The organism is Prevotella sp. P5-50, from assembly GCF_002251295.1.
GTDB lineage: Bacteria > Bacteroidota > Bacteroidia > Bacteroidales > Bacteroidaceae > Prevotella.
The window spans coordinates 1-23,032 of record NZ_NPJA01000022.1; the positions used below are offsets into that span (position 1 = coordinate 1).

General features: G+C 50.1%; 17 protein-coding genes. 3 read left to right on the forward strand and 14 right to left on the reverse strand.

Annotated elements, in window-relative coordinates; genetic code table 11:
• Positions 1-482: 482 nt before the first annotated feature.
• Genes CIK88_RS05770 through CIK88_RS05780 form a run of 3 tightly spaced genes read left to right on the forward strand, consistent with a single transcriptional unit; the run spans position 483 to position 4,456 of the window.
• On the forward strand, positions 483-2,387 hold the full coding sequence (locus CIK88_RS05770) for a glycoside hydrolase family 97 protein (protein ID WP_094435153.1): 1,905 nt from the start codon (positions 483-485) through the stop codon (positions 2,385-2,387).
• A gap of 60 nt (positions 2,388-2,447) precedes the next feature.
• Positions 2,448-3,755, forward strand: a complete 1,308-nt coding sequence (locus CIK88_RS05775) for an acetylxylan esterase (protein ID WP_094435271.1) — start codon at positions 2,448-2,450, stop codon at positions 3,753-3,755.
• Positions 3,755-4,456, forward strand: coding sequence for a NigD-like C-terminal domain-containing protein (locus CIK88_RS05780; protein WP_158214648.1), 702 nt, complete (start codon positions 3,755-3,757; stop codon positions 4,454-4,456). Before CIK88_RS05775 ends, CIK88_RS05780 begins: the two co-directional genes overlap by 1 nt.
• Before the next feature lie 107 nt (positions 4,457-4,563).
• On the opposite strand, the gene CIK88_RS05785 is transcribed toward CIK88_RS05780, so the two are convergent.
• From CIK88_RS05785 to CIK88_RS05850, 14 genes are all read right to left on the reverse strand, one after another.
• Complete coding sequence (locus tag CIK88_RS05785) at positions 4,564-5,526, reverse strand: acetylornithine carbamoyltransferase (protein ID WP_094389731.1); 963 nt, start codon at positions 5,524-5,526, stop codon at positions 4,564-4,566.
• Between the two features lie 35 nt (positions 5,527-5,561).
• Complete coding sequence (locus tag CIK88_RS05790) at positions 5,562-6,803, reverse strand: glutamate-5-semialdehyde dehydrogenase (protein WP_094435157.1); 1,242 nt, start codon at positions 6,801-6,803, stop codon at positions 5,562-5,564.
• A 23-nt stretch (positions 6,804-6,826) separates the two neighbouring features.
• Positions 6,827-7,603: a glutamate 5-kinase gene (proB, locus tag CIK88_RS05795; RefSeq protein WP_094435159.1), complete on the reverse strand. Its 777-nt coding sequence runs from the start codon at positions 7,601-7,603 to the stop codon at positions 6,827-6,829.
• A gap of 22 nt (positions 7,604-7,625) precedes the next feature.
• Entirely contained in the window at positions 7,626-9,299 is a 1,674-nt protein-coding gene (locus tag CIK88_RS05800; RefSeq protein ID WP_094389728.1) for an AMP-binding protein, read from the reverse strand.
• Between the two features lie 82 nt (positions 9,300-9,381).
• Positions 9,382-9,942 (reverse strand): helix-turn-helix domain-containing protein, encoded by a 561-nt coding sequence (locus CIK88_RS05805; RefSeq protein WP_094389727.1) that lies wholly within the window; start codon positions 9,940-9,942, stop codon positions 9,382-9,384.
• Positions 9,943-10,007: 65 nt separating this feature from the next.
• A complete protein-coding gene (locus CIK88_RS05810) occupies positions 10,008-10,784 on the reverse strand; it encodes a pyrroline-5-carboxylate reductase (RefSeq protein WP_094435161.1) in 777 nt (258 codons plus the stop codon).
• Positions 10,781-11,917 (reverse strand): aspartate aminotransferase family protein, encoded by a 1,137-nt coding sequence (locus tag CIK88_RS05815; RefSeq protein WP_094389725.1) that lies wholly within the window; start codon positions 11,915-11,917, stop codon positions 10,781-10,783. Before CIK88_RS05815 ends, CIK88_RS05810 begins: the two co-directional genes overlap by 4 nt.
• Positions 11,918-11,939: 22 nt before the next feature.
• Positions 11,940-12,905: an N-acetyl-gamma-glutamyl-phosphate reductase gene (gene argC, locus CIK88_RS05820; RefSeq protein WP_094435163.1), complete on the reverse strand. Its 966-nt coding sequence runs from the start codon at positions 12,903-12,905 to the stop codon at positions 11,940-11,942.
• Positions 12,902-13,090: a PspC domain-containing protein gene (locus CIK88_RS05825; RefSeq protein ID WP_094389723.1), complete on the reverse strand. Its 189-nt coding sequence runs from the start codon at positions 13,088-13,090 to the stop codon at positions 12,902-12,904. The genes argC and CIK88_RS05825 overlap by 4 nt, the downstream gene beginning before the upstream one ends.
• A 39-nt stretch (positions 13,091-13,129) precedes the next feature.
• Entirely contained in the window at positions 13,130-14,332 is a 1,203-nt protein-coding gene (locus CIK88_RS05830; protein ID WP_094389742.1) for an argininosuccinate synthase, read from the reverse strand.
• 106 nt (positions 14,333-14,438) lie between these two features.
• Complete coding sequence (locus CIK88_RS05835; RefSeq protein ID WP_094435165.1) at positions 14,439-15,050, reverse strand: GNAT family N-acetyltransferase; 612 nt, start codon at positions 15,048-15,050, stop codon at positions 14,439-14,441.
• Between the two features lie 43 nt (positions 15,051-15,093).
• A complete protein-coding gene (argR, locus tag CIK88_RS05840; RefSeq protein ID WP_094389721.1) occupies positions 15,094-15,570 on the reverse strand; it encodes an arginine repressor in 477 nt (158 codons plus the stop codon).
• Between the two features lie 527 nt (positions 15,571-16,097).
• Positions 16,098-19,091, reverse strand: a complete 2,994-nt coding sequence (locus CIK88_RS05845; RefSeq protein ID WP_094435273.1) for a glycoside hydrolase family 2 TIM barrel-domain containing protein — start codon at positions 19,089-19,091, stop codon at positions 16,098-16,100.
• A gap of 90 nt (positions 19,092-19,181) precedes the next feature.
• On the reverse strand, positions 19,182-23,024 hold the full coding sequence (locus CIK88_RS05850; RefSeq protein ID WP_371591517.1) for a malectin domain-containing carbohydrate-binding protein: 3,843 nt from the start codon (positions 23,022-23,024) through the stop codon (positions 19,182-19,184).
• Positions 23,025-23,032 lie beyond the last annotated feature (8 nt).

Here is a 23,032-nt window from a genome sequence, read left to right on the forward strand (position 1 = left end):
TTGTCAGGTGTTGTATTCCTGAAAGCGGATGCAAAGGTACGGCTTTTTTCTGAACTACCAAACTTTTTCGAGAAAAAAAATGCAGATTGCATGAAACTTTTTTGCAGAGATTGATTTCTGTCAAGCCAAAAAACGGGAACTCCTTATTTATTATATATAAAGGACGTGTGGACGCGCACAAATCTTTCTCTTCATTTCCGATGGCTGAAAAAGCACCCGAAACGCACCAATGCCGCTATTTCAAAGTTTCACTTTTAGAGGGAAGCTTTGCGGAAATGTGCAAAGAACGGGGAGATTTTGGATGGAAGAGCTATGAGGAAACACAAAGAATAGGGGCTGGCTTTGCGGAAATGTGCAATGAACGGGGCGGGGCTTTGCGGAAATCGCTACGCGATGGAAGTTGTGTTTTTGGGGAAAATTATTGGTATTGCGGTGAAAAAAGCGTATCTTTGCGTGCTGAACAGATAACTTATCACAAAACTATGAATCAAACTATTCTGAAAAGATACATTGCCATTTTCCTTTTCATCGCAACGGCTGCGGTGAACGGATGGGCAGCGACGCTAACAAACCGCTCTTTTACATCGCCAAACGGTTGCATCATCTGGAACACCATCACAACAGGCGATTCAATCACAGCCTTCGACATCAGTTACCGACAGGATAAAAACAGTATGACACATCACGTGACAACCATCACAGAGTTTGGAGTAGAGACGAAAGACGGAGCTGGACACCACTTGAGACTGGTGGATACGAGTGATCCACACCCTGTGTTTGAAACCTACGCGATGATCGTGGGAAAGAAATCTATCTGCACCAATCACGGACGCGAAGTGGTCTATACGTTTGAGGATGATGTCAAACGCCAACAACGACTGGTGGTCAGACTCTATAACGACGGTGTGGCCCTGCGCTATGAGATGGATAACCTGTTGCACACACGTGTCACAACAGAACATACGACCTTCCGGATTGATGAGGGCACCAAGCGCTGGATGCAGAAATGGAACGAACCCTATGAGGACTTCTATCCACTCGCCACTACCGGCAACGACAACAACCACCGATGGGCTTTCCCCGCCTTGGTGGAAGCCGCTCCAAAGACATGGATGTTGCTGACGGAGGCAGGAATAGACGGTGGGCATAGTGCTGCATCGTTGTACAACGACAAACAAGCAACCGACTATCGTGTGGTGGCTGACGAACAACGACAGAACACCTCAGGAAGATGGGTTTCTCCTTGGCGTCTTGCCCTGATTGGCGGACTGGAAGATCTCGTAGCCTCAACACTCGTAACGGATGTCAGTGCGCCCTGCCGACTGAAAGACACGGCATGGATTCAACCGGGTGGTGTGTCGTGGATCTACTGGGCCCACAACCACGGCAGTCGTGACTTCAAGATTGTGTGTCAATATATCGACATGGCGGTTGCCCTTGGCCTGCCCTACGTGCTGATAGATGCAGAATGGGACGAGATGGGCAACGGCGGAACGATAGGCGACGCACTGGATTATGCGCAAAAGCAAGGTGTAAAAGTGCTGATCTGGTATAATTCCTCTACTGCATGGTTGGGGAAAGACGGAGCGCCAGGTCCCCACTTCCGCCTCAATGCGCCAGAGCGCAGAGAGCGCGAATTTGCATGGTTAGAACAACAAGGAGTGGCTGGCGTGAAGATAGATTTCTTTGCCGGCGACAAACAAGAGACTATGCAATACTGCATCGACCTGTTGGAGGCAGCAGCCCGCCACCATCTGATGGTAAATTTCCATGGTGCAACACTGCCACGCGGTTGGCAACGCACCTACCCCAACCTGCTATCGACGGAAGCTGTCTATGGTGCTGAATGGTACAACAACAGCCCTGTGCTGACAGACAAAGCAGCAGCACACAACGCCACACTACCCTTCACACGCGGTATTGTGGGATCGATGGACTATACACCCTGTACCTTCTCCGACTCGCAACACCCTCATATCACCACCCATGCGCACGAGCTCGCCCTTGCCGTACTCTTCGAATCGGGACTGCTCCACTGGGCAGACCGTCCTGAGAGTTATCTGACGCAACCGAAACAGGTGAAGCAGTTGATCGGTTCGCTACCCACCACCTGGGATGAGACACGCCTGTTGGCAGGTTACCCCGGAGAACAAGTAGTGATGGCACGGAGGAAAGGACGCGACTGGTATGTGGCAGGAATCAACGGAACCAACGAGCGGGTGACGCTGGAATTTAACATCGACTTTATCGGTAGTAAGAAAACCACGACAACCGTCTTTACCGATTCAGGGAATGCTTCGTCACCGTGGCACATCAACAGCAAAAGAAAAGGCCGTATAGTCTGTGAGCCACGTGGCGGTTTTGTTATGGTTATCAAGAGTAAATAGACCCTATCAACAAACAATACTACAAAAAACAACTACAAAACGATGAACATCAAAACGACAATGAAACGAATGATGATGATCGCCCTAATGGCGGTTGTCACACTGATGGCTGGAGCAGAAAACTATCCGTACCGCAGCGACTACCTATGGGTAACCGTGCCCGACCATGCCGACTGGTTGTACAAGACCGGCGAGAAGGCAAACATAGAAATACAATTCTATAAATACGGAATACCCCGAAACGGCGAGGTGACCTATACCGTGGGCAACGACCTGTTGGGAACAGATACAAAAGGCACCGTCACGCTGAAGAACGGACGTGCCAAAATCAATATCGGAACGAAGAAAACGCCAGGATTCCGTGATGTCGTGCTGACCATGAAACTGGACGGACAAAGCTACACCCACCATGTGAAGGTAGGATTCTCACCTGAGAAGATACAACCCTTCACACAAGAGCCCAAAGACTTCAACACCTTCTGGCAAGGCAACCTCGACGAACTGGCAAAGATTCCGCTCAGCTACACCAAGGAGATTGCCAAGGAATACTGCACCGATAAGGTGGATTGCTATTTGGTGAAAATTCCCGTGAGCCGTCGCAAACAATGCGTCTATGGCTACCTCTTCTACCCCAAAAACGCGCAGCCAGGCAAGCATCCCGTAGTGCTCTGTCCTCCGGGAGCCGGCATCAAGACCATCAAAGAGCCATTGCGACATAAATACTACGCAGAGAACGGTTTCATCCGACTGGAGATAGAAATTCACGGACTGGATCCCCGACTGGCCAAGGAGACTTTCGATGACATCAGCCGCGCCTTCAACAGCGACCCGACAGGATATTTGGAAAACGGTATAGACAACCGCGACCGATACTATATGAAGCACGTCTATCTCGCCTTGGTGCGCTGCATTGACCTGCTCACCTCACTACCCGAATGGGATGGACGGAATGTTGCGGTACAAGGCGGCAGTCAGGGCGGAGCCCTCGCCCTCGTGGCAGCAGGTCTCGACAAACGCGTGAACCTCTGTGTGGTGAACCATCCAGCGCTCAGCGATATGGCAGGCTATACGGAGAAGGGACGCACCGGCGGTTATCCCCACTTCAATCGCATGACAGGACTCTACACCCCTTCCAATATCTCTACCATGGCGTATTACGATGTGGTGAACTTTGCCCGTAAGGTGAAAGCCACCACCTATATGACATGGGGATATAATGATAATACATGTCCGCCAACCACCAGTTATGCAGTATGGAATACGCTGAACTGCGAGAAAGAGTCGCTCATCACCCCCATCAACGAACATTGGACGAGCGATGCTACGGAATACGGACAGATGGTCTGGATAAAGAAACACCTACAATAATGAAACAAGAATCACACCTCCTGTCGTGGAAGCCACGACACACCGCAGTAGCCGTTGCCTGTTGCCTGGGAGCCCTACTCTCCGGATGCACCAACGATGCTTACGACAAGGGCGATGGCCCTTATTCCGATATGCAAGCCGAACTGGTTGATGTAAGTATCGGAGAAGAAAAGAAAGCCCTCGACTTCGTGACCGACAAGGGTCAGCACTATATGTTTGAAACTCCTGTCCTCGCTACATGGGCTTCAAAAGCTGATTCCACATACCGTGCCATCGTATATTTCGATGATTTGGGCAACGGAGTTGCCAAATGCAGGGCATTGGGAGGTGTACCCACCCTCCGTGCGAAAGAGCATAGGAAACTGCAGAATATGGCAGATGACCCTGTGGGTTACGAGAGTGTGTGGGTGTCAGACAACCACCGCTATGTGAACATGGCATTGCTGCTGAAGTCGGGAGTCTCTGATTCTAATTCAGCACTCCATAAGATTGCCCTTGCACAAGATACGCTGATCTGTCATTCAAACGGACGCAACACCATGCACTACAGACTGTTGCACGATCAGAACAATATTCCACAATACTATACAGACCGGAGCTACGTGAGCATCCTGTTGCCCGAAACAACACCTCTCGACACCGTAGTGCTGCAGATGAACACTACAGATGGCGTGGTAAGCAAGGTCTTGACGATAAGATAAGGGCTTTGCTGAAATACGCAAAGAACGGAGGCAATAGAATATTAGCAATACGAGGCGGATTCATGATGGATCCGCCTCGCTGCATTAATTATAATAAGGTGTTAGAATCACATGCTTTCTAACATACGTTTAATCACAACCGAACATGAAATTTCTCTGTTGGCAGCTTCAGGAATAACGATGCTATCCGGACTCTCAATAACATTGTCAGTAACGATAAGACCACGGCGCACAGGTAGGCAGTGCATGAACTTAGCATGGTCGGTCCACGCCATGTGCTGTTCATCGACCGTCCAACTCATATCCTTCGATGTAATCTTACCATAGTCAGCAGGATTGGTCACGCCCGGATTACTCCAGTTTTTAGCATAGATAAAGTCCGCACCTTCGAACGCTTTACGCTGGTCGTACTCCACGCGAGCATTACCTACAAACTTCGGATCGAGTTCATAGCCCTCAGGATGAGTCACCACGAAATCCACATCGGCAGCATTCATCCACTCCGCAAATGAGTTAGGCACAGCCTGCGGCAATGCACGGCAGTGAGGTGCCCATGTGAGAACCACCTTAGGCCGTTGTTTCTTCTTATACTCCTCAATAGTGATGAGGTCTGCGAAAGCCTGCAGGGGATGCACGGTAGCCGTTTCCATGGCGAAGACCGGTTTTCCGCTATACTTGATAAACTGGTTGAGAACCGTCTCAGCATAGTCGTAGTCGCGGTCAGACAATCCAGCAAATGAGCGCACACCGATAAGGTCGCAATAGCACCCCATCACCGGAATAGCCTCCAACAAGTGTTCACTCTTATCGCCATCCATGATGACTCCACGCTCTGTTTCAAGTTTCCATGCACCCGCATTGACATCAAGCACGATGACATTCATGCCCAGGTTCATAGCAGCTTTCTGTGTAGAAAGACGCGTGCGCAGTGAATTATTGAAGAAAATCATCAGCAGTGTCTTGTTCTTGCCCAGATGCTGATATTTGAAACGATCGTTCTTAATCTCTTTAGCCTCGGCCAGTGCTTTCTCCAGCGGACCGATATCTTGTACGTTGATAAAACTTTTCATACAGGTTATGATAATTGATGATAAAAAGAAATGTCTTAGTTTCGAGTCTGTCCCTCACCCTCTATAATCCATTTATAGGTGCAAATCTCGTCGAGTCCCATAGGTCCACGCGGTCCGAGTTTCTGCGTAGAGATTCCAATCTCAGCGCCCAATCCGAACTGTGCCCCATCAGTAAACGAGGTTGGTGCGTTCCAATAGACGCAAGCTGCATCCACCTTTTGTTGAAAGAGCCGTGCGGCAGCCTCATCCTCGGTAATGATAGACTCGCTGTGTCCAGAGCCATACAGGTCGATATGAGCAAGTGCCTCATCAATAGATGCTACGGTGCGAATAGCGAGTTTATAGTCCATAAACTCCGTACCAAAGGAATCGTCGGTGGCAGGCATCAGGAGCGTATCGGGATAATGCCCTTTGAGTTGGTTGTAAGCCATACTATCTGCAATGAGAGTCACTTGTTTCTCCGCCATCGGAGCCACCAGTTGTGGGAGGTCAGCAAGTCGTTCCTGATGGATGATCAGGCAGTCGAGCGCATTGCAAACCGATACCCGTCGCGTCTTAGCATTAAGGATGATAGCCTGTCCTTTCTGCAAGTCACCACCTTTATCGAAATAGGTATTGACCACGCCAGCCCCCGTCTCAATGACAGGAATACGAGCATTATCGCGCACGAAATCGATGAGTTTTCTTCCGCCTCGTGGAATGCAGAGGTCAATATATCCCACGGCATTAAGCATTTCGGCAGTAGCCTCATGAGTGGCAGGCAGCAGCGATACGGTATTTTCATCGATATTGTGACGCTTCAACACCTCATGGATGAGTGCAACGGCAGCACGGTTGGAGTCGTCAGCATCGCGTCCACCCTTGAGAACGCAGGCATTGCCACTCTTGAAACAAAGGGCAAAGACATCAAACGTCACATTGGGCCGCGCCTCATAGATGATGCCAATCACTCCGAAAGGCACAGTCACGCGATGAAGTCTCAACCCATTGGGGAGCGTTCGCTGATGACTGTTATGCCCCAGAGGCGACGGCAGTTTCGTCACGTTGCGCATATCAGCCGCAATACCTTCCAGTCGTTGTGGCGTCAGTTGGAGTCGGTCGTAGAGCGGATTCTTCACATCCATGCGCTCCAAGTCCTTAGCATTAGCCTCCAACAGCGTATCCTGCTGCGCCACGATAGCCTCCGCCACATCCAATAGGATGGAGTTGCGTTGCTCGTCAGTCAGAGCCGATAGTGTTTTGCTGGCCCTCTTTACATCTTGAAACAGTTTTTCCATAGTTTTCTTCAAACAACAGATTGTTATGCTTTCACCAGTGGTACGAACTCCGTGTGTGGCACTTCCACCTTGTTGTTGACCAAGTCAACGAGGATATTATCGCGCTCACCATTGGCAATAATCACCCTGATACCCGCTTGCGACACTTTCGTTGCCGTGGTGTATTTCGAGTGCATTCCTCCACGACCGAATGCACTCTTTTCAGGTTGAATATATTCAGAGAGGTCCCGTCCCGGTGCCACTTCACGTATGAGTTGGGCGGCAGGGTCGTCGGGATGAGTAGTGAAGATACCATCGATATTAGAGAGCAGGATCAGCGTCTCCGCATTCATCATCTGCGCGATGAGTCCCGACAGTTCATCGTTATCGGTAAACATCAGTTCGGTGACGCTCACCGTGTCGTTCTCATTGACGATAGGCAACACATCGTTTTCGAGCATCACCTTCATACATGCCTGCTGGTTTTGGTATTGTTCTCCCGGTTCAAAGTTTTCCTTCATGGTCAGCACCTGTCCGATATGGATATCAAACTCCCGAAAGAGGTCGTAATAGAGTCCGACGAGTTTGACCTGTCCCACAGCAGAAAACAGTTGTCGCTGTTCTACAGAGTCGAGCAGATGATCCACCTTGATTTCTCCGCGTCCACTCGCCATAGCACCCGACGACACGAGAATAACCTCATGGTCGTGTTGTCGTAGCCATGCAATCTGATCGACTAATGCCGACATACGCGTGACATCGAGTTTACCATCCTTACGGGTCAGCACGTTGCTACCCACCTTCACTACAATTCTTTTCATTTCTATAAGGTGTTCAACGGATTTATCCCTTTTGTTCCGAGTCTTTCTTACGTATTTCCACGCGGCGAATCTTTCCGCTGATGGTCTTAGGCAACTCATCAACGAACTCAACGATACGCGGATACTTATACGGAGCAGTTTCCTTCTTCACATGCTGTTGCAGTTCTTTGACGAGCTCATCGCCCGCTTTATCCTTCCATTCCTTTCCTAATACGACTGTAGCCTTAACCACCATACCACGGATATCGTCAGGAACACCCGTAATGGCACATTCCACAACAGCAGGGTGAGTCATCAGTGCCGACTCCACCTCAAACGGACCGATGCGGTAACCACTCGACTTGATCACGTCGTCGATACGTCCTTCAAACCAATAGTAGCCATCTTCATCGCGCCACGCCATGTCGCCCGTGTGATAAACACCATCGTGCCATGCTTCGCGAGTCAGTTCCGGGTCGCGGTAGTATTCTTTGAAAAGACCGATAGGTTTGCGGTCTCCCACACGTACGACAATCTCTCCCTTCTCACCATCCTCACACGGCGTACCGTCAGGTTTAATCAGGTCGATGTCATACTGTGCGTTAGGCATTCCCATAGAACCCGGTTTCGGAGTCATCCAAGGCATGGTTCCCAGTGTCATAGTCGTTTCAGTCTGTCCGAATCCCTCCATCATCTGAATACCAGTTTTTTCTTTAAACTTATCGAATACTGCCGGATTGAGCGCTTCACCAGCCGTGGTGCAGTACTCCAGCGATGAGAGATCGTATTTAGAGAGGTCTTCACGAATCATGAAGCGATAGATGGTAGGAGGCGCACAGAACGAAGTGACGTGGTATTTCTCTATTTGTCTGAGCAGCGTATCAGCATTGAATTTCTCATGATCGAACACAAACACGGTAGCTCCGGCAAACCACTGTCCGTAGAATTTGCCCCATACCGCCTTACCCCATCCCGTATCAGCAACAGTCAGATGGAGTGAGTTTTCGTGCAGATTATGCCAGAACACACCCGTTGTAAGATGTCCCATTGCATAGAGATAGTCGTGTGCCACCATCTTCGGTTCACCACTTGTACCACTGGTGAAATACATCAGCATCGTGTCCTCGTTGGTATTGACGAAAGCAGGACGCACGAAGTGTGGTGCCTTTTTCCATTCCGACTGCCAGTCGCGGAAACCTTCAGGAATGGGTTTACCATGGTCAGTAACGGTGATGAGTAGCTTAACGGTAGGACTCTCCGGCATTGCCAATTTAATCTGTTCGGTCACATAGGCATCATCCACACATATAATCGCCTTGACACTTGCACGCGTATTGCGATAAACGATATCGTGCTTGGTCAGCATGTGAGTAGCCGGAATAACGATGGCTCCAATCTTATGCAAAGCAAGCATGATGACCCACCATTCATAGCGTCTCTTCAGTATCAGCATGACAGGATCATTCTTCCCGATGCCCAATGTCAATAGGTATGAAGCCGCCTGGTCAGTCTGCTCTTTGAGTTCTCCGTATGTTGTGCGAATCTCGTCTCCTTGGTCGTTAGTCCAGAGGATGGCGAGTTTTTCAGGAGCCTCTTCCGCCCACACATCCATCACATCGTAGGCGAAGTTGAAGTTTTCGGGAATGATAAATTCCAGATGTTTGTTATAGTCTTCCACAGACTCGAAGTGTGTCTGCTTTAAAAATCTTTCAATCATGTTTGTTGTGTTTTTACTGCGTAAAGGGAAACTCCAAGCACTTCGTGTGTTGTAAGTCCCCAGTGTGTTGTTTGTAGCCTCCTTATTTCTCAACCACGAAGGCGAGGAATTTTACTGCTTTGTTGCCTACAGCGAGCATGCCGTGAGGTTTTCCTGAATCGAAATAAATGCTGTCTCCCTCTTCCAGGCGTATGGTTTTATCGCCGATGAAGAGATCCATTGACCCTTCGAGTACGAGGTTAAACTCCTGTCCGAGGTGAGTATTCTTATAGATTTTGTGTGCTTCAGGCTTGGGTTCTACGGTCACGATAAACACCTCCGCATCGTGGTTAACAAATCCACTGACCAGACTTTGGTATTTATAGGCCTTTGTGCGCTCCACGCTCATGCCCTGTCCTTTTCTCACTACGAAATATGATTTCATGCGTGGTGCCTCAGCAAACATCAGTTCTTCCGCCGACACACCATATTTTCGTGCAATCTTCATGAGTTTAGAGATGGTAATATCCACTTCACCGCGTTCTATCTTTTCATATACATCCACATCGATGCCGCAGGTTTCAGCCACTTCCTCTGCCGTAAGATCGAGCACGTCGCGCAATCCTCTGAGTCGTTCACCGATTTGTTTTAATTGTTCGTCCATTGTTTTTGTGTATAATCGTGTTATTATTTACTTTTAGCGTATTACAATCTTGTCAGACGGTTTCACTATTTCAGTCCGGCTTTCAGTCCGCGGATGACAGCAGAGGTAAAGCCAGCATGTTCCATCTCGTTGAGTCCCTTGATGGTCACTCCACCCGGTGTAGTCACCAAGTCGATGGCCTGTTCGGGATGCATTCCGCTTGCTTGCAGCAGTTTGACAGCACCCAAAACAGTCTGCATCACGATGTCTTTAGCAACATCCGCTTTAAAACCAAGTTCCACGCCGCCTTCAGAAGCAGCGCGGATGTAACGCATGGCATAAGCAATGCCGCAAGAGGCAAGCGTAGTTCCAGCTGCCAGATGTTGAAAGTCAGTGATGAGTGTACTACCCATCTCATCGAATATTCCTTTGACGGTTGCGGTCTGTGCATCGTCAGCCCCTACGGACACCATGAAGGTCATTGATGCCAATTGGGCAATGGCGATATTGGGGATTACGAGGAAGAATGGCGGTGTTTCGGGCAGTGCCTCACGCACCCGTTCCGGCGTTACTCCTGCTGCAATAACCACCAGGAGTTGGTCTTTTGGACGTATGCTTGCTCTGATACCAGCCAATACAGTATCAACGAGCCAAGGTTTCACACACACGCAAACGATATCAGCCGTTTTGGCTGCGTCAGCATTGTTTGTCGTGGTATTGACTCCCATTGCCTTGAATTTCTCCAATACTTCAGCCGTTGGGTCGGCCACTGTAATCTCTTCCTGCTTGAAGGATTTAGCCTTAAGCAATCCTTCTACGGTGGCGCCCCCCATGGCTCCAGCACCTATCATGGTAATTTTCATAATGCTGCGAAAACTTTATTGAGTTTATCGATAAACAGGTCTGCTTCTGCTTTGGTGAGGCAGAGTGGTGGCAAGAGACGCAGTACGTTGGTTCCTGCACAACCTGTGAAGCAGTGTTCTTGATAGATGAGCGGTTGTCTGACATCCTTATGTGGCACATCGAGATCTACGCCAATCATCATTCCTCTACCGCGCACATCGAGGATATGCGGGTTGTTGATTGCTCGAAGACGACCGATGAGATACTCTCCCACCTCGTTGGCATTCTCGACAAGATGCTCCTCTTCAAACACATCAAGTACGGCGAGTGCTGCTGCGCAAGCCAGATGGTTACCTCCGAAAGTCGTTCCAAGTTGTCCATATACGGGTTTAAACTCTGGCGAAATCAGTACGCCACCCATCGGGAATCCGTTGGCAATGCCCTTTGCCACGGTGATGATGTCGGGTCTGATGCCCAACCACTGGTGTGCAAAGAACTTACCGCTTCTTCCGTATCCACATTGTATTTCATCGCAGATGAGTATGGTGCCGTGCGCTTTACAGAGTTTCTGCAGTCCTTGCGCAAATTCGGCAGTGGCGAGTTTGATGCCTCCCACACCTTGTATGCACTCAAGAATGACAGCGCAGACATCTCCCTTAGCGAGTTCGTGTTCCCATGCTGCGAGGTCGTTGAGTGGCAGATAGGTCACGTGACCGTTATTGTTGATGGGCGCAATAATCTTCGGATTGTTGGTAACCTCTACTGCGAGCGATGTACGTCCATGGAATGCTTTCTCAGCCGAAAGCACTCTTGTGCGTCCATTGGTGAATGATGCGAGTTTCAAGGCATTTTCGTTAGCCTCAGCACCCGAATTGATCAGGAACAACTGATAGTCGTCGTAGCCCGAAATGCGACCGAGTCTTTCTGCCAATTCCACTTGCAGTTTATTGATTACCGAATTGGAATAGAATCCCAGTTTGTTCAGTTGTTCGTTTACCTTATTGATATAGTGTGGATGTGAATGGCCGATAGAGATGACCGCATGGCCTCCGTAGAGGTCAAGATACTCTTGTCCTTTATCGTCCCAAACGTGGCATCCTTTACCTTTGACGATATTTACATCGAACAATGGATAGACATCAAAGAGTTTCATATATGTTTTATTTATTTTATTGTTAGAAGGCAGAGGGTTTAAGTCTCAAGCCTGCGTGTTCATCGATACCAAACATGATGTTCATATTCTGCACCGCTTGTCCCACAGCACCCTTCAGAAGATTGTCGATGGCAGAGGTGATGAGGAGTTTGTTGCCATATTTCTCCACATGAACCAGTGCCTTGTTGGTATTGACCACCTGTTTGAGGTCGATGGGATTGTCGCTGACATGCGTGAAAGCCGCATGGCGGTAGAAGTCTTTATACGCTTCTTTCACATCCTCCAGCGGAGCTGGTGTACGCACCACAGCGGTGCAGAAGATGCCTCTGGCAAAGTTTCCGCGGTAGGGGATAAAGTCTATATCGGCATCAAGATAGCCCTGCACCTGTTTCAGCGACTGTCTGATTTCGGCAATATGCTGATGTTGGAAAGGTTTGTAGATGCTGAGGTTGTCGGCACGCCATGAGAAATGGGTGGTGGCTCCGGGTTTCTGTCCGGCTCCAGTACTGCCCGTGATGGCATTGACGCTCACATCTTCTTTCAGCAGATTGAGATAGGCAGCAGGCAGAAGTGCCAGTTGAATAGCTGTGGCAAAGCATCCCGGATTAGCCAAATGTTGTGCGGTGGCAATCTCGTCGTGGTTGATTTCGGGCAATCCATATACGTAGTCGTGGCTGCCTTTGATGCGGAAATCCTGTGCCAGGTCGATGATTTTCACGTTGGTGGGTATGGTATGTTCCTTGAGGAACGCCTCGCTCTTTCCGTGACCGAAGCAGAAGAACACCACGTCAACCTCGTCGAACGGCATCTGGTCGGTAAACTTCAGTTCGGTATCGCCTATGAGTCCTTCATGAACATCACTTACAAGGTTGCCTGCATTGCTTTCTGAATTGGCGAACACGATGTTTGCCTCAGGGTGATTGAGCAGCACACGGATGAGTTCTCCACCCGTGTAACCTGCTGCGCCAAGTATTCCTATCTTAATCATAATTGTCTGTCTGGTATAACGATCCAGCAGATGATATAGAATATCACCCCACTAAAACAAGTGAAGACAGTAGCCGCCAGCCATGCCAATCTTACGAGTGTTGGGTCGAAATCGAAGTATTCGGCAATTCCTGCACATACGCCCGCAATCTTTTTGTCGGGCGACAAAGTGAGTTTTCGTTCCATATCCTTGCTGTTAGAATCTATTGTATTGTTATGCTGTGATTATTTGCGCTCATCGGGATGAGTACCGTAATAGACGCGAAGTGGTGTAGAGAGCACCTTGATAAAGCCCTTGGCTTCGTCGGCAGTCCATCCGTTTTGTGTCTCTCCATATTCGCCGAGTTTCGACTTGGTGAGGTCGTTGTCAGAATCTACGCCGATAGTCTCAAAACCGTAAGGACGCAGTTTCAGAATAGCTGTTCCGGTCACATTGCGCTGACTTGAAGTAAGCATGGCTTCCATATCAGGCATGACGGGTTCGAGATACTGACTCTCGTGGAGGAACATGCCATACCAGTTGGCAACTTGGTCTTTCCAGTATTGCTGCCATTTAGAGAGTGTTGATTTCTCCAGCAGTCTGTGTGCTTCGATGATGAGTTTAGGTGCAGCAGCCTCAAAACCTACTCTTCCCTTGATACCGATGATGGTGTCTCCCACGTTGGCGTCGCGTCCGATGGCGTAGCTTGCACCTATTTCTTCAATTTTCTGAATGGCTTTCACTTTGTCGTCAAACTTCTCGTCGTTGACAGCAACGATTTCACCCTTGTCGAAAGTGATTTTCAGCGTAGCCTCAGCATCCTTTGCTGTGACGTGTTTGAGATATGCTTCTTCGGGCAATCCCTGTGTTGGATCGAGGAGTTCGCCACCGCAAATACTGGTACCCCATATTCCTACGTTATAAGAGTACTTCAGTTTGGTGAAGTCTGCAAAGAATCCATGTTCGTTGAGGAAGTCAACTTCCTCCTTACGGGTCAGTTTCTTATCGCGTGTCAGGGTGATGATTTCCACTCCGGGAGCCATCACGAGGAAGGTCATGTCAAATCTGATCTGGTCGTTTCCAGCACCTGTAGAACCGTGGGCAATGGCGTCAGCACCTATCTCCTTGGCATAGCGTGCAATGGCAATGGCTTGGAAGATGCGCTCAGAACTAACCGAAATGGGGTAGCAGTTGTTGCGGAGCACGTTTCCGAATATCATATACTTGAGCGATTTCTCATAGTATTCATGTGTCACATCGAGTGTTGCGTAGGCTTTAGCACCCAGTTTGAAGGCGTTTTCTTCGTTGGTTTTCAACTGTTCTGGGCTGAAACCGCCAGTATTGGCACATGCGGCATAGACGTCCCAACCGTCTTGTGCCAGTTTCATCACGGTGTAAGAGGTGTCAAGACCTCCTGAAAAAGCTACTACTACTTTCTTGTTTGCCATATCTTTCTTCGTTTTTTTGTTTTTATTTCCATGTTTCTCCCCGGTCCTTTCCTTAGGGTTTGTGGCGCTTGGCGTTGTCGGTAGGAAGGGCTGAGGACGTTGTTTCCTATTTTACTCCGTCCATTGCTTTAATACGTTCGAGCACTGTCTCAGGGATTTTCACGGGCAGGTGTTCTTCGGGATCGTATAGCATGGCGGTGCAGATGCAGTATTTTCGTCCGGTGCGGTGAAGCACATCTACATTGACACAACCCTCGCAACCGCGCCAAAACGATTCATCGTCGGTGAGGTCGGCAAAGGTCACGGGCTGGTAGCCCAAGTGTGTGTTCATCGCCATAACGGCAGCTCCGCTGGTGAGCGAGAATATCTTAGCATGTGGCCAGCGCACTCTTGCGAGCGAGAAGGTGAGGTCTTTGATGCGTTTTGCCACTCCGAGGCCTCTGAAATCGGGGTGTACGATGAGTCCTGAGGTTGTCACATAAGTTTTGTTTCCCCATGTCTCAATGTAGCTGAATCCTGCAAAACGTCCGTTTGACAAGGCTATTACAGCCTTTGCCTCTTTCATCTTCGTGGCAAGATATTCGTGTGTACGCTTTGCAATACCGGTGCCGCGCACCTTTGCAGCATCGGCGATGGTCTGCAGGATGGTATCTACATATACCTCATGCTCCGGACTTGCCACAATCACTTCTATTTCCTTATTGTCTGTCTGTTCCATTTATTTCGTTCAACTGACTATTTCGGTCTGTATTAATCTTTCGTCATTTCATGTTAGGCACAACTTCGCTCAGCGCGTCAATCACCTGCTGTGTATGCACGCCCTGCTTGATAACAATCAGAATGGTATCGTCGCCGGCTATCGTTCCGAGGATGTCGTCAATATTGCTGTTATCGATATTATAGGCTATACTGCTGGCGTAGCCCGGACGGGTTTTGATCACACCAATGTTACCTGAGAAGTTGATGCTCAAAAAACCAGGCACCTGCAACATCTCGCGCACGCTGTGCGGAGTGCTGACGCGCTTGTACATGGTGTCGTTGGGCAACACATAGACATAGTTGCCACGCATGGAAGCAGCTTTTGCCACCTTCAGTTGTTTCAAGTCTCTACTCAGAGTTGCCTGTGTCAGCGTGAAGCCTTCTTGCTTTAAGGCGGTCAGCAATTCTTCCTGACTACCGAGTTCCTGACTGGAAATTATCATGCGGAGGGCCTCTAAACGGTCGTTTTTGACTTTCATAGTGCTAAGTATATTTATACGAATGTGGTGCAAAATTATACAATTCTATGCATATAACCAAACATTCTACTATCTTTTTTCAAAAAAAAGTGGATTACATGATTCAGACACTGTTCACTCAAGAATGAAGACAACCGTCCACGTATTATGTTGGGTATCATAGAAGAAGTGAAATGCAACATGCTACGCACGCGCACGCACGTTCATTATTATTATTATATTGATGCTCTACAGGCTAAAAGCATCGTTTTCAGCAATCTTTTCAAACTTACATAATTTACTGGTAAACAACACCTTGCAACATCATAGAAGCCACTTTTCTCAGCAAATTCATTGAAATTGGTCAGCAAATTCATTGAAATTGCTGAGGAAATTCATTGAATTTGCTTTGCTATGAACATCACATGCACATAGAGGGAACGTCACGGACACAACGAGAAAACGTCAGTTGCAAGGTGGAAGCGATATTGTTTCAGACTGCAACTGACGTCTTTGACTGTTTGATAAAGGGAAATGTTGTCTTATGGTTACCGTATGCGGAAGCGCAAACGGTGGGTTGTCGATTTGTCGATGGCGTAGCGTTTCAGCACACCGGGACCACACGAACTATTGCCAAGTCCTAACACGGCACAATCAATAGACAGGTAGGTATGACCGTCGGGACGCAGTTCGTAGTGGTGGTTTTTTGTGGCCAACTCGCGCGCGGAATAGGGTAAGGCACTAAACGCAAAGGGTTCGCCTATGGCTTCAACGCGTATTGTCTTGCCAGCACCGTTGCGCAACACCACATAGGCACATGATCCGTGACTACCAGAATCCTGCGGACGCGCATAAGGGGTGTATTGTTCTGCCACGGTGGAAGTCCACTTGCCTATGGTGCAGGCAGCCTGTCGGTCGGGATAGTTGTCCCATGGTCCGAGTCCGTACCATTCCACTCGGTTGTAATCATCGGGCAGAGCCATGACAATGCCCAGTCGGGGCAGTTCGGGCAGCGTTCCCTGACAGGTGAAGGTCAGTTCGTATTCATCGTCTTGCTGTTCGGCTGTCATCGTGATGGTGCCTTCGGGCAGTCGTATCTCCTGTCGTCTGCCTCCGTCAGTCACTACCACTTGTGCGGTATCAAGGCCCTGTCGCTTCCAATCCTTTGCCAACCAGTTGCCAAAACTCTTATCGTTGTCGGTCGGTGCACGGAATGCTTGCAGGCGTATGTCTGCCAGTGAGACGATAGGCGACTGACGCTTATTTGCGGAGGATGCCATTGCCAAGAGATGATCGGCAAGTGGGAACTGTTCGTGGGTCACTTCCATACCGTTGCGATGGGCGGCGACAGTGAGTCGGATGTCGTGATCGGCATGGCGATTGATCAGTCGGGCGAAGCCATCGAGCGAGAGCGTTTCGGCGAATGTGCCCTGTGCAGCGGGTCGTCCATTGTCAGTCACAGTATATGTAAAGCGGTATTCTGAGAGTGGAATCTCGCTGTATCGCACAGCAGCCCGAATGGTGTTGCCCTCGCGACGGAAGCATACTGGCGCATAAACTTTCTTCACTTCATAGTATTTCGGAGTGAGTTCGCGCTGACTGCGCACCACACCATTGAGGCAGAAAGCGTGCAGATTGGGTTTATCACCAAAGTCGCCACCATAGCAAACACTATCGCCACGGAGTATTCCCTGATCTACCCAGTCCCAGATAAAACCGCCTAACAGTTGGCGATGACTGTAGATTTCGTCCCAATAGTCTTGAAAATTGCCCATCGCATTGCCCATCGCATGAGCGTATTCGCTGGTCAATATGGGGCGGGTATCGCCTGCATCGGCAATATCGAGCAGTCGCTCCCACCGTGCATTCTCAGCACGTTCGCGGTCGGAGCCCTCAGGTATGCCGGGATTGAGATATTCCTGGCGCACCCGTGGATAGAAGCGACTGATGACATCAACGGTCTTAGGGTCGTAAAGGTCGGGGTAATGGCCCTGCGCTCCTTCGTAGTGAACGGGGCGTGTGGGGTCGAACTCATGGAGCCAAGCTGCCATGGCAGCATGGTTGGGACCATAGCCACTCTCGTTGCCCAAGCTCCAAAAGATAATCGAAGGACGGTTTTTATCGCGCTCCGCCATGCGGATGCAACGGTCGAGAAAGGCGGGTGCCCAGTCGGGAGTACTTGCCAGGGTGCCTCGCAATCCGTGACTCTCACAGTCAGCCTCGTCCATCACAAACATGCCGATAGAGTCGCACAACTCATACCAACGCGGACAATTGGGATAATGCGACAGGCGCACGGCATTGATGTTGGCTTGCTTCATCAGCAAGAGGTCTTTGACCATCAGCTCTTCACTCATCACACGAGCTGTATGGGGGTCGTGTTCGTGGCGATTCACACCACGCAGTTTTACCACATGACCGTTGATAAACATCTCGCAGCCCTTGATTTCTATCTTTCGGAAACCCACACGCTCCTTCACTTGCTCTGCCACACTTCCGTCGGGGCGCAACAATACCAGGTGAAGGTCATAGAGATGGGGATAGTCGGCACTCCACAATCGTGGACGGGAAACCGTCATCGTCATGCGTCCCAACTTGCGATGCCCACGCTGTGGATACCATTCGTTCATGCGGACTGCCTTGTGTGAGAGGTCGAGCACCGTTGCCACATCTGCAGTATCGCTACCTACAGTCTGTCCGCCATCGGTCAATACGGCTGCCAAACGGTAGCCTTCGCCATCCTCGCCACGATAGACCGAGAACTGCGGGTCTATCTGCAACGTCCATTGGGTATCGGAAAGATTGTTGCAACAAGTTCGAATGGCAACATCGCGAAGTCGCACATCGGGAGTGTGGTAGAGCAATACGTCGCGATGGATACCGCCAAAGCGCCAGAAGTCCTGATCTTCGAGATAGGAACCGTCGCTGTATTTATACACCTCGACTGCCACTTGGTTCTCACCGCAATGCAGATAAGGGGTCACGTTGAACTCCGAGGGTTCCATCGATCCCTGCGAATAGCCCACGCGCTCGCCGTTGACCCATACGTAGAACGCACTCATCACGCCTTCAAAGCGCAGGAAGGTCTGACCCTGTTGCCACTTTTCAGGCAACTGGAAGGTGCGCTTATACTGGCCTGTGGGGTTACGTTCCTCATAAGTAGTCCAGTCTTTTTTCGGCTCATCAGTAACGTAAGGGGGATTGATACGGAAGGGAAAACCTGCCGACACATAGATGGGGGTGCCGTATCCATTAACCTCCCAGTTGGCAGGCACGTTCAACCGTTGCCATGACGATGCATCGAAGTCGGTGCGATAGAAGTCGGCTATGCGCTCCTGAGGGGTCTTGGCCCATCGGAAGTGCCATGCACCGTTGAGCGACAAACGGCTGTCGCCGGGCTTTTCGGCAAAGGGTATGAAATAGGCACGAGGTGCTTCGCGGTTGATCTGCAACACATGGTGGTCTTCCCAATCGTGGTGTTCACGTGTGGGTAAGGATGATACGGATTGTGCCACTATCGGTGTGGCAGTCTGCAGCGCCATGCCACAACAGAACGTGGCGGTCAGCACGAGGCGCAGGATAGGATTCTTCATCGTTGACATGAGTATAGTGTATGGGAAACGAATCATCGTTTATTGTATTTCAAGTTCGCGAAACGATACGTCTGCCGACTCTACCGTGACGGTATAGGTGCCCGCATTGATCTGTGTTCCGGTGGTGGTGGAGAGCATCTTAAACTTGTTGGGCGTGGCAGGGAAGGTGATCTTGCGATCCACCAGCGTAATCTGCTTGGCATCAACAATGGTCAGGCGTGCCACAACAGGTGCGCCCGTCGTGTTCTTATAGCGGAAACGCAGCGCATATTCCTGTCCGAGACCCGGTTGAATGACAAACTGCGTGGCGGCAACCTGACCTTCGGCAGGGGTTGTCAACGGTTTGTAAGCCACGGCAGGACGAGTCTCTGTGTCCTTGGGCAAAAGGTCTTGGGGCAGTCGAGCTATGGTGTCGGTATCGAGCGCTTGCCATGTCGGACGACAATCGTGGGGAGGTTCAACCACTGGCTGCAGTGAAGCGATGGCAATGCCACTGATAACAGCCTGTCCGGCTTTAACCTCTGGGAACGAAATGCGCAGATGACCGCCCTCCACATGAACATTCGCCACACGTTTGGTGGCGGCACAATAGCCTGCCTCTGCCCACAGGTCGAGATCGTCGATAACAACCGAATCGTTGACTGCTACATCAAAGATGCGCAATCCCTCATAGTCATCGTGTTCTCCCCCATCCTTTCCGTGCCATGGTTCTGCGAAGTATAGCTCTAATCGATAATCGCCATCGGCAACAGGGAAATCGTACCAAAGACGGTGACGACCGAAGCGGAAATACTGGAAGAGGCTTGCTGACTGTGTTCCGCGTATGGTATCAGTGATGTGGCGTTGGCTGGCTTGACGCGGATCGATGTTCTTGAAGTCCTGTGCCCACGAGTGCCAGTAGCGCTGATCATCGGCGTGCCACTGCTGTCCATATTCATCTGTCATACAATCGCCACCGCAGTTGATACGATAGAGATAGTGGTAGCCCTCGGCAGCACGCAGGCAATCGGTCTGATGGTCGGCGGCTGTGAGTCGGAGCGACGGGGTGTTGTTCTTTCCTCTTTGGGCTATGGTGGTATAGGCGAGCGATGGTTCTTCCCAGATGGTGAGCAGGCCTTTGTAGTTGATGGGGCCCACACGGTCGATACGGCGGTAGGCACCATCGGGTTGCACGCGTCCGGGATTGTCGTGAGAAACGAAGATCCACTGGAAATGACCGCAGACGCTGTCGGCAACCTGCTCGGCTAAGCGCATCTTGGTAGTAAGCAGTTGGGTGCTCTTTTCCTCACTGTATTTTGCTTCGCCATGCAGATCAAGGGTGCGCCAAGCACCGTATTCACCATTGAGCAACTGGTCGGGACGACACAACTCCTGATGATAGTTGTCGGCAGAACCGCCATAGGTGCCGCTCCAGTTCTGTACCACATTCCAATCGGTACCTTCACCGCCATTGCAAGTGGTAATGGCACGCTGGTCATGACAGGTGGGGTCGAGTGAACGGATAATGGCAGAACACTCTTCGGCAAAGTCTTTGGGCAACACACTTTCGTTTTGCAGTCCCCAAAGGATTACGCTCGGCGAGTTGCGACGCTCTTTTATCCATCTCACCAATAAGCGTTTGAAGTTCTGTCGGAATGCCGGTGTGTCGTACCAGATATGGGCTGAGAACTGACTCCAGAAGAGCATTCCCTGTTCGTCGGCAAGTTGCTGATAAAGCAAATTATGGGGCTGATGGGCTTCGCGCAAGGCATTGTATCCGGCGTGGCGTATCATTTTCATGCGTGAACGTATCTGTTCGTTGGAGAACGCATGGCTCTGACCTAAAAGATGTTCGTATTCACAGGTGCCATTGATAAAGGTTGGCTGACCGTTGAGATAGAATCGGGGATCGTTATCATGGCGCAGTACGGGCCAAGATATGCTTCTTATGCCGAAAGGCGTGCGTACCTCATCGGTAGTTTTGCCTTGCCGCTTGATCATAGATACCAAGGTGTAGAGATAAGGATCTGTCAAACTCCATCGATGTGCATCTGCCACAGCCTCAGCACGGGCTATCATGCGGGTCTCGCCGGGTTGCAAAGTCAAGGTATCGCTCTGTCGGAAAAGTTGCTTGCCACTGGCTAACGTGAACTTATTGACGAGTTCGAAGGTGGCTGGCAAACTGCCGTAGTTCTTCACCTCGGTTTCGATATATACCGAATCACAGGTGTTGTTGTTCCAAATGTGTACACCAAACGGTTCGATACGCACCTCGTCGGTCTCGATGAGCGATACGGGGCGGAAGATGCCCAATGGTTGACTGCCCTCAGAGAAGCCCCATTCCGACGAACAACCACCACACACCCAGGGTGACTCGGTCTGCATAGATGGGTGCTCCACATGGATGGACAATTGGTTGGTGCCCATTTTCAAACGATCGGTCACATCGAGCGTATAGACCGTACGGCCTACCAGTTCTCGCGGATAGGCATGACCATTGATGCTGACTGTGGCATAGGTGCCCACGCCTTCCAACTGAAGGAAGTAGCGGCGACCTGCTTGTTTCTTACATTCGATGGTTTTGGTATAGTCGGCATTGCCGTGCAGATTGCCATGGCGCAACTGTCGGTAGCCGTAATAGTCATCGAAATTGTGGGGCAGATTGACTTTTATAGCCTCCTTCTTGCCCTTACCCGACAGGCGTGCCTGCCATCCTTCGTTGAGGTTGGTCACTTGGCGGCAACCTTTCCTCTCGGCTTTTGGAAAGTGGACAGAAGACCGTCCCATCGGCCGACTGGTAGCCACAGCAATGCCACGTTGCTGGTCGTTGTTGACAGCACAGTAGAAATGATAGACTACACCATCATGTTTCACCACATAACTCTTATGCGCAAACAGGTTGTCGTAGGGCTTTGAGGGGATTATCAAGTCTTCACCGTCCCAGTCGGTCCAATGGATAAGGTCGCGACTGACGGCAAAGGTATTGTAGGCACTGTAGCGACGAGACGGATTGTAAGCAGAGAAATAGAACATGACAAAAAGGTTACCCATCTTCACAATCTGTGCATCGCCCGTGATAATGCCGGGTGCTTCATGGCTATAAACGGGATTGCCCTTGTAGCGCTGCCAGTGTTTCATGTCGTTGCTAAGGGCTATACCGATGCGCTCAGCTTTCAGTTGGTTGGATGGATTGATGCCGCCGGCATTGTAGAACATCACAAAACGCTTGCCCAGCGTGCGCTTGGGGTCGTCATATACCGTACTTTTATATTGTACCAACTTCTCCCACCATTGCGCATCCTTATCGTTGATGGACATCACCGGGCGCGACAGCGACTCCCATTCGTGGGCTTTGCTGACATCGCCTGCAGTCCATGCCAATCCAATATGTAAAGGTTCGCGTACTGCTTCATAACCAGTGCCGTGCCCGCCAATATAGGTCATCCAGTGATGGCCCTTATAGGTGTTTATGCGGTAACTGCCATTCCATGTCCAGTCTATAAGTGCAGGGAATCCACCACGCTGATTCATGTCCCATCCGGCATCGCGATAACTCAGCAATCGACCTTCCACTTGCCAGTGTAAGAGGTCGTCGCTCGATGCCAGCCATGTCTCATAGCCACGTCCATCAAGTCCGCCTTTACCGTTATACACCACATAGGTCATCAGCCAACGATTGCCTTCGCGGAACACCGTAGGACAGTCAATCTTATGACCATTATCGGCGGGAGCCACCACCATACCATATTTATAAGGTGTGCGTACTTCGTCATAGACGCGCTTCATGTCCTCGCGAGTGACAGCCACCTTTTGCTTATGGCGTGCAGCAAAGGATATTTGACTCAACAGCAACAAGGCTGACAGCAACAGAAACATCCGGTGGGTAAATGTAGTAGTATGCATCATTGTCG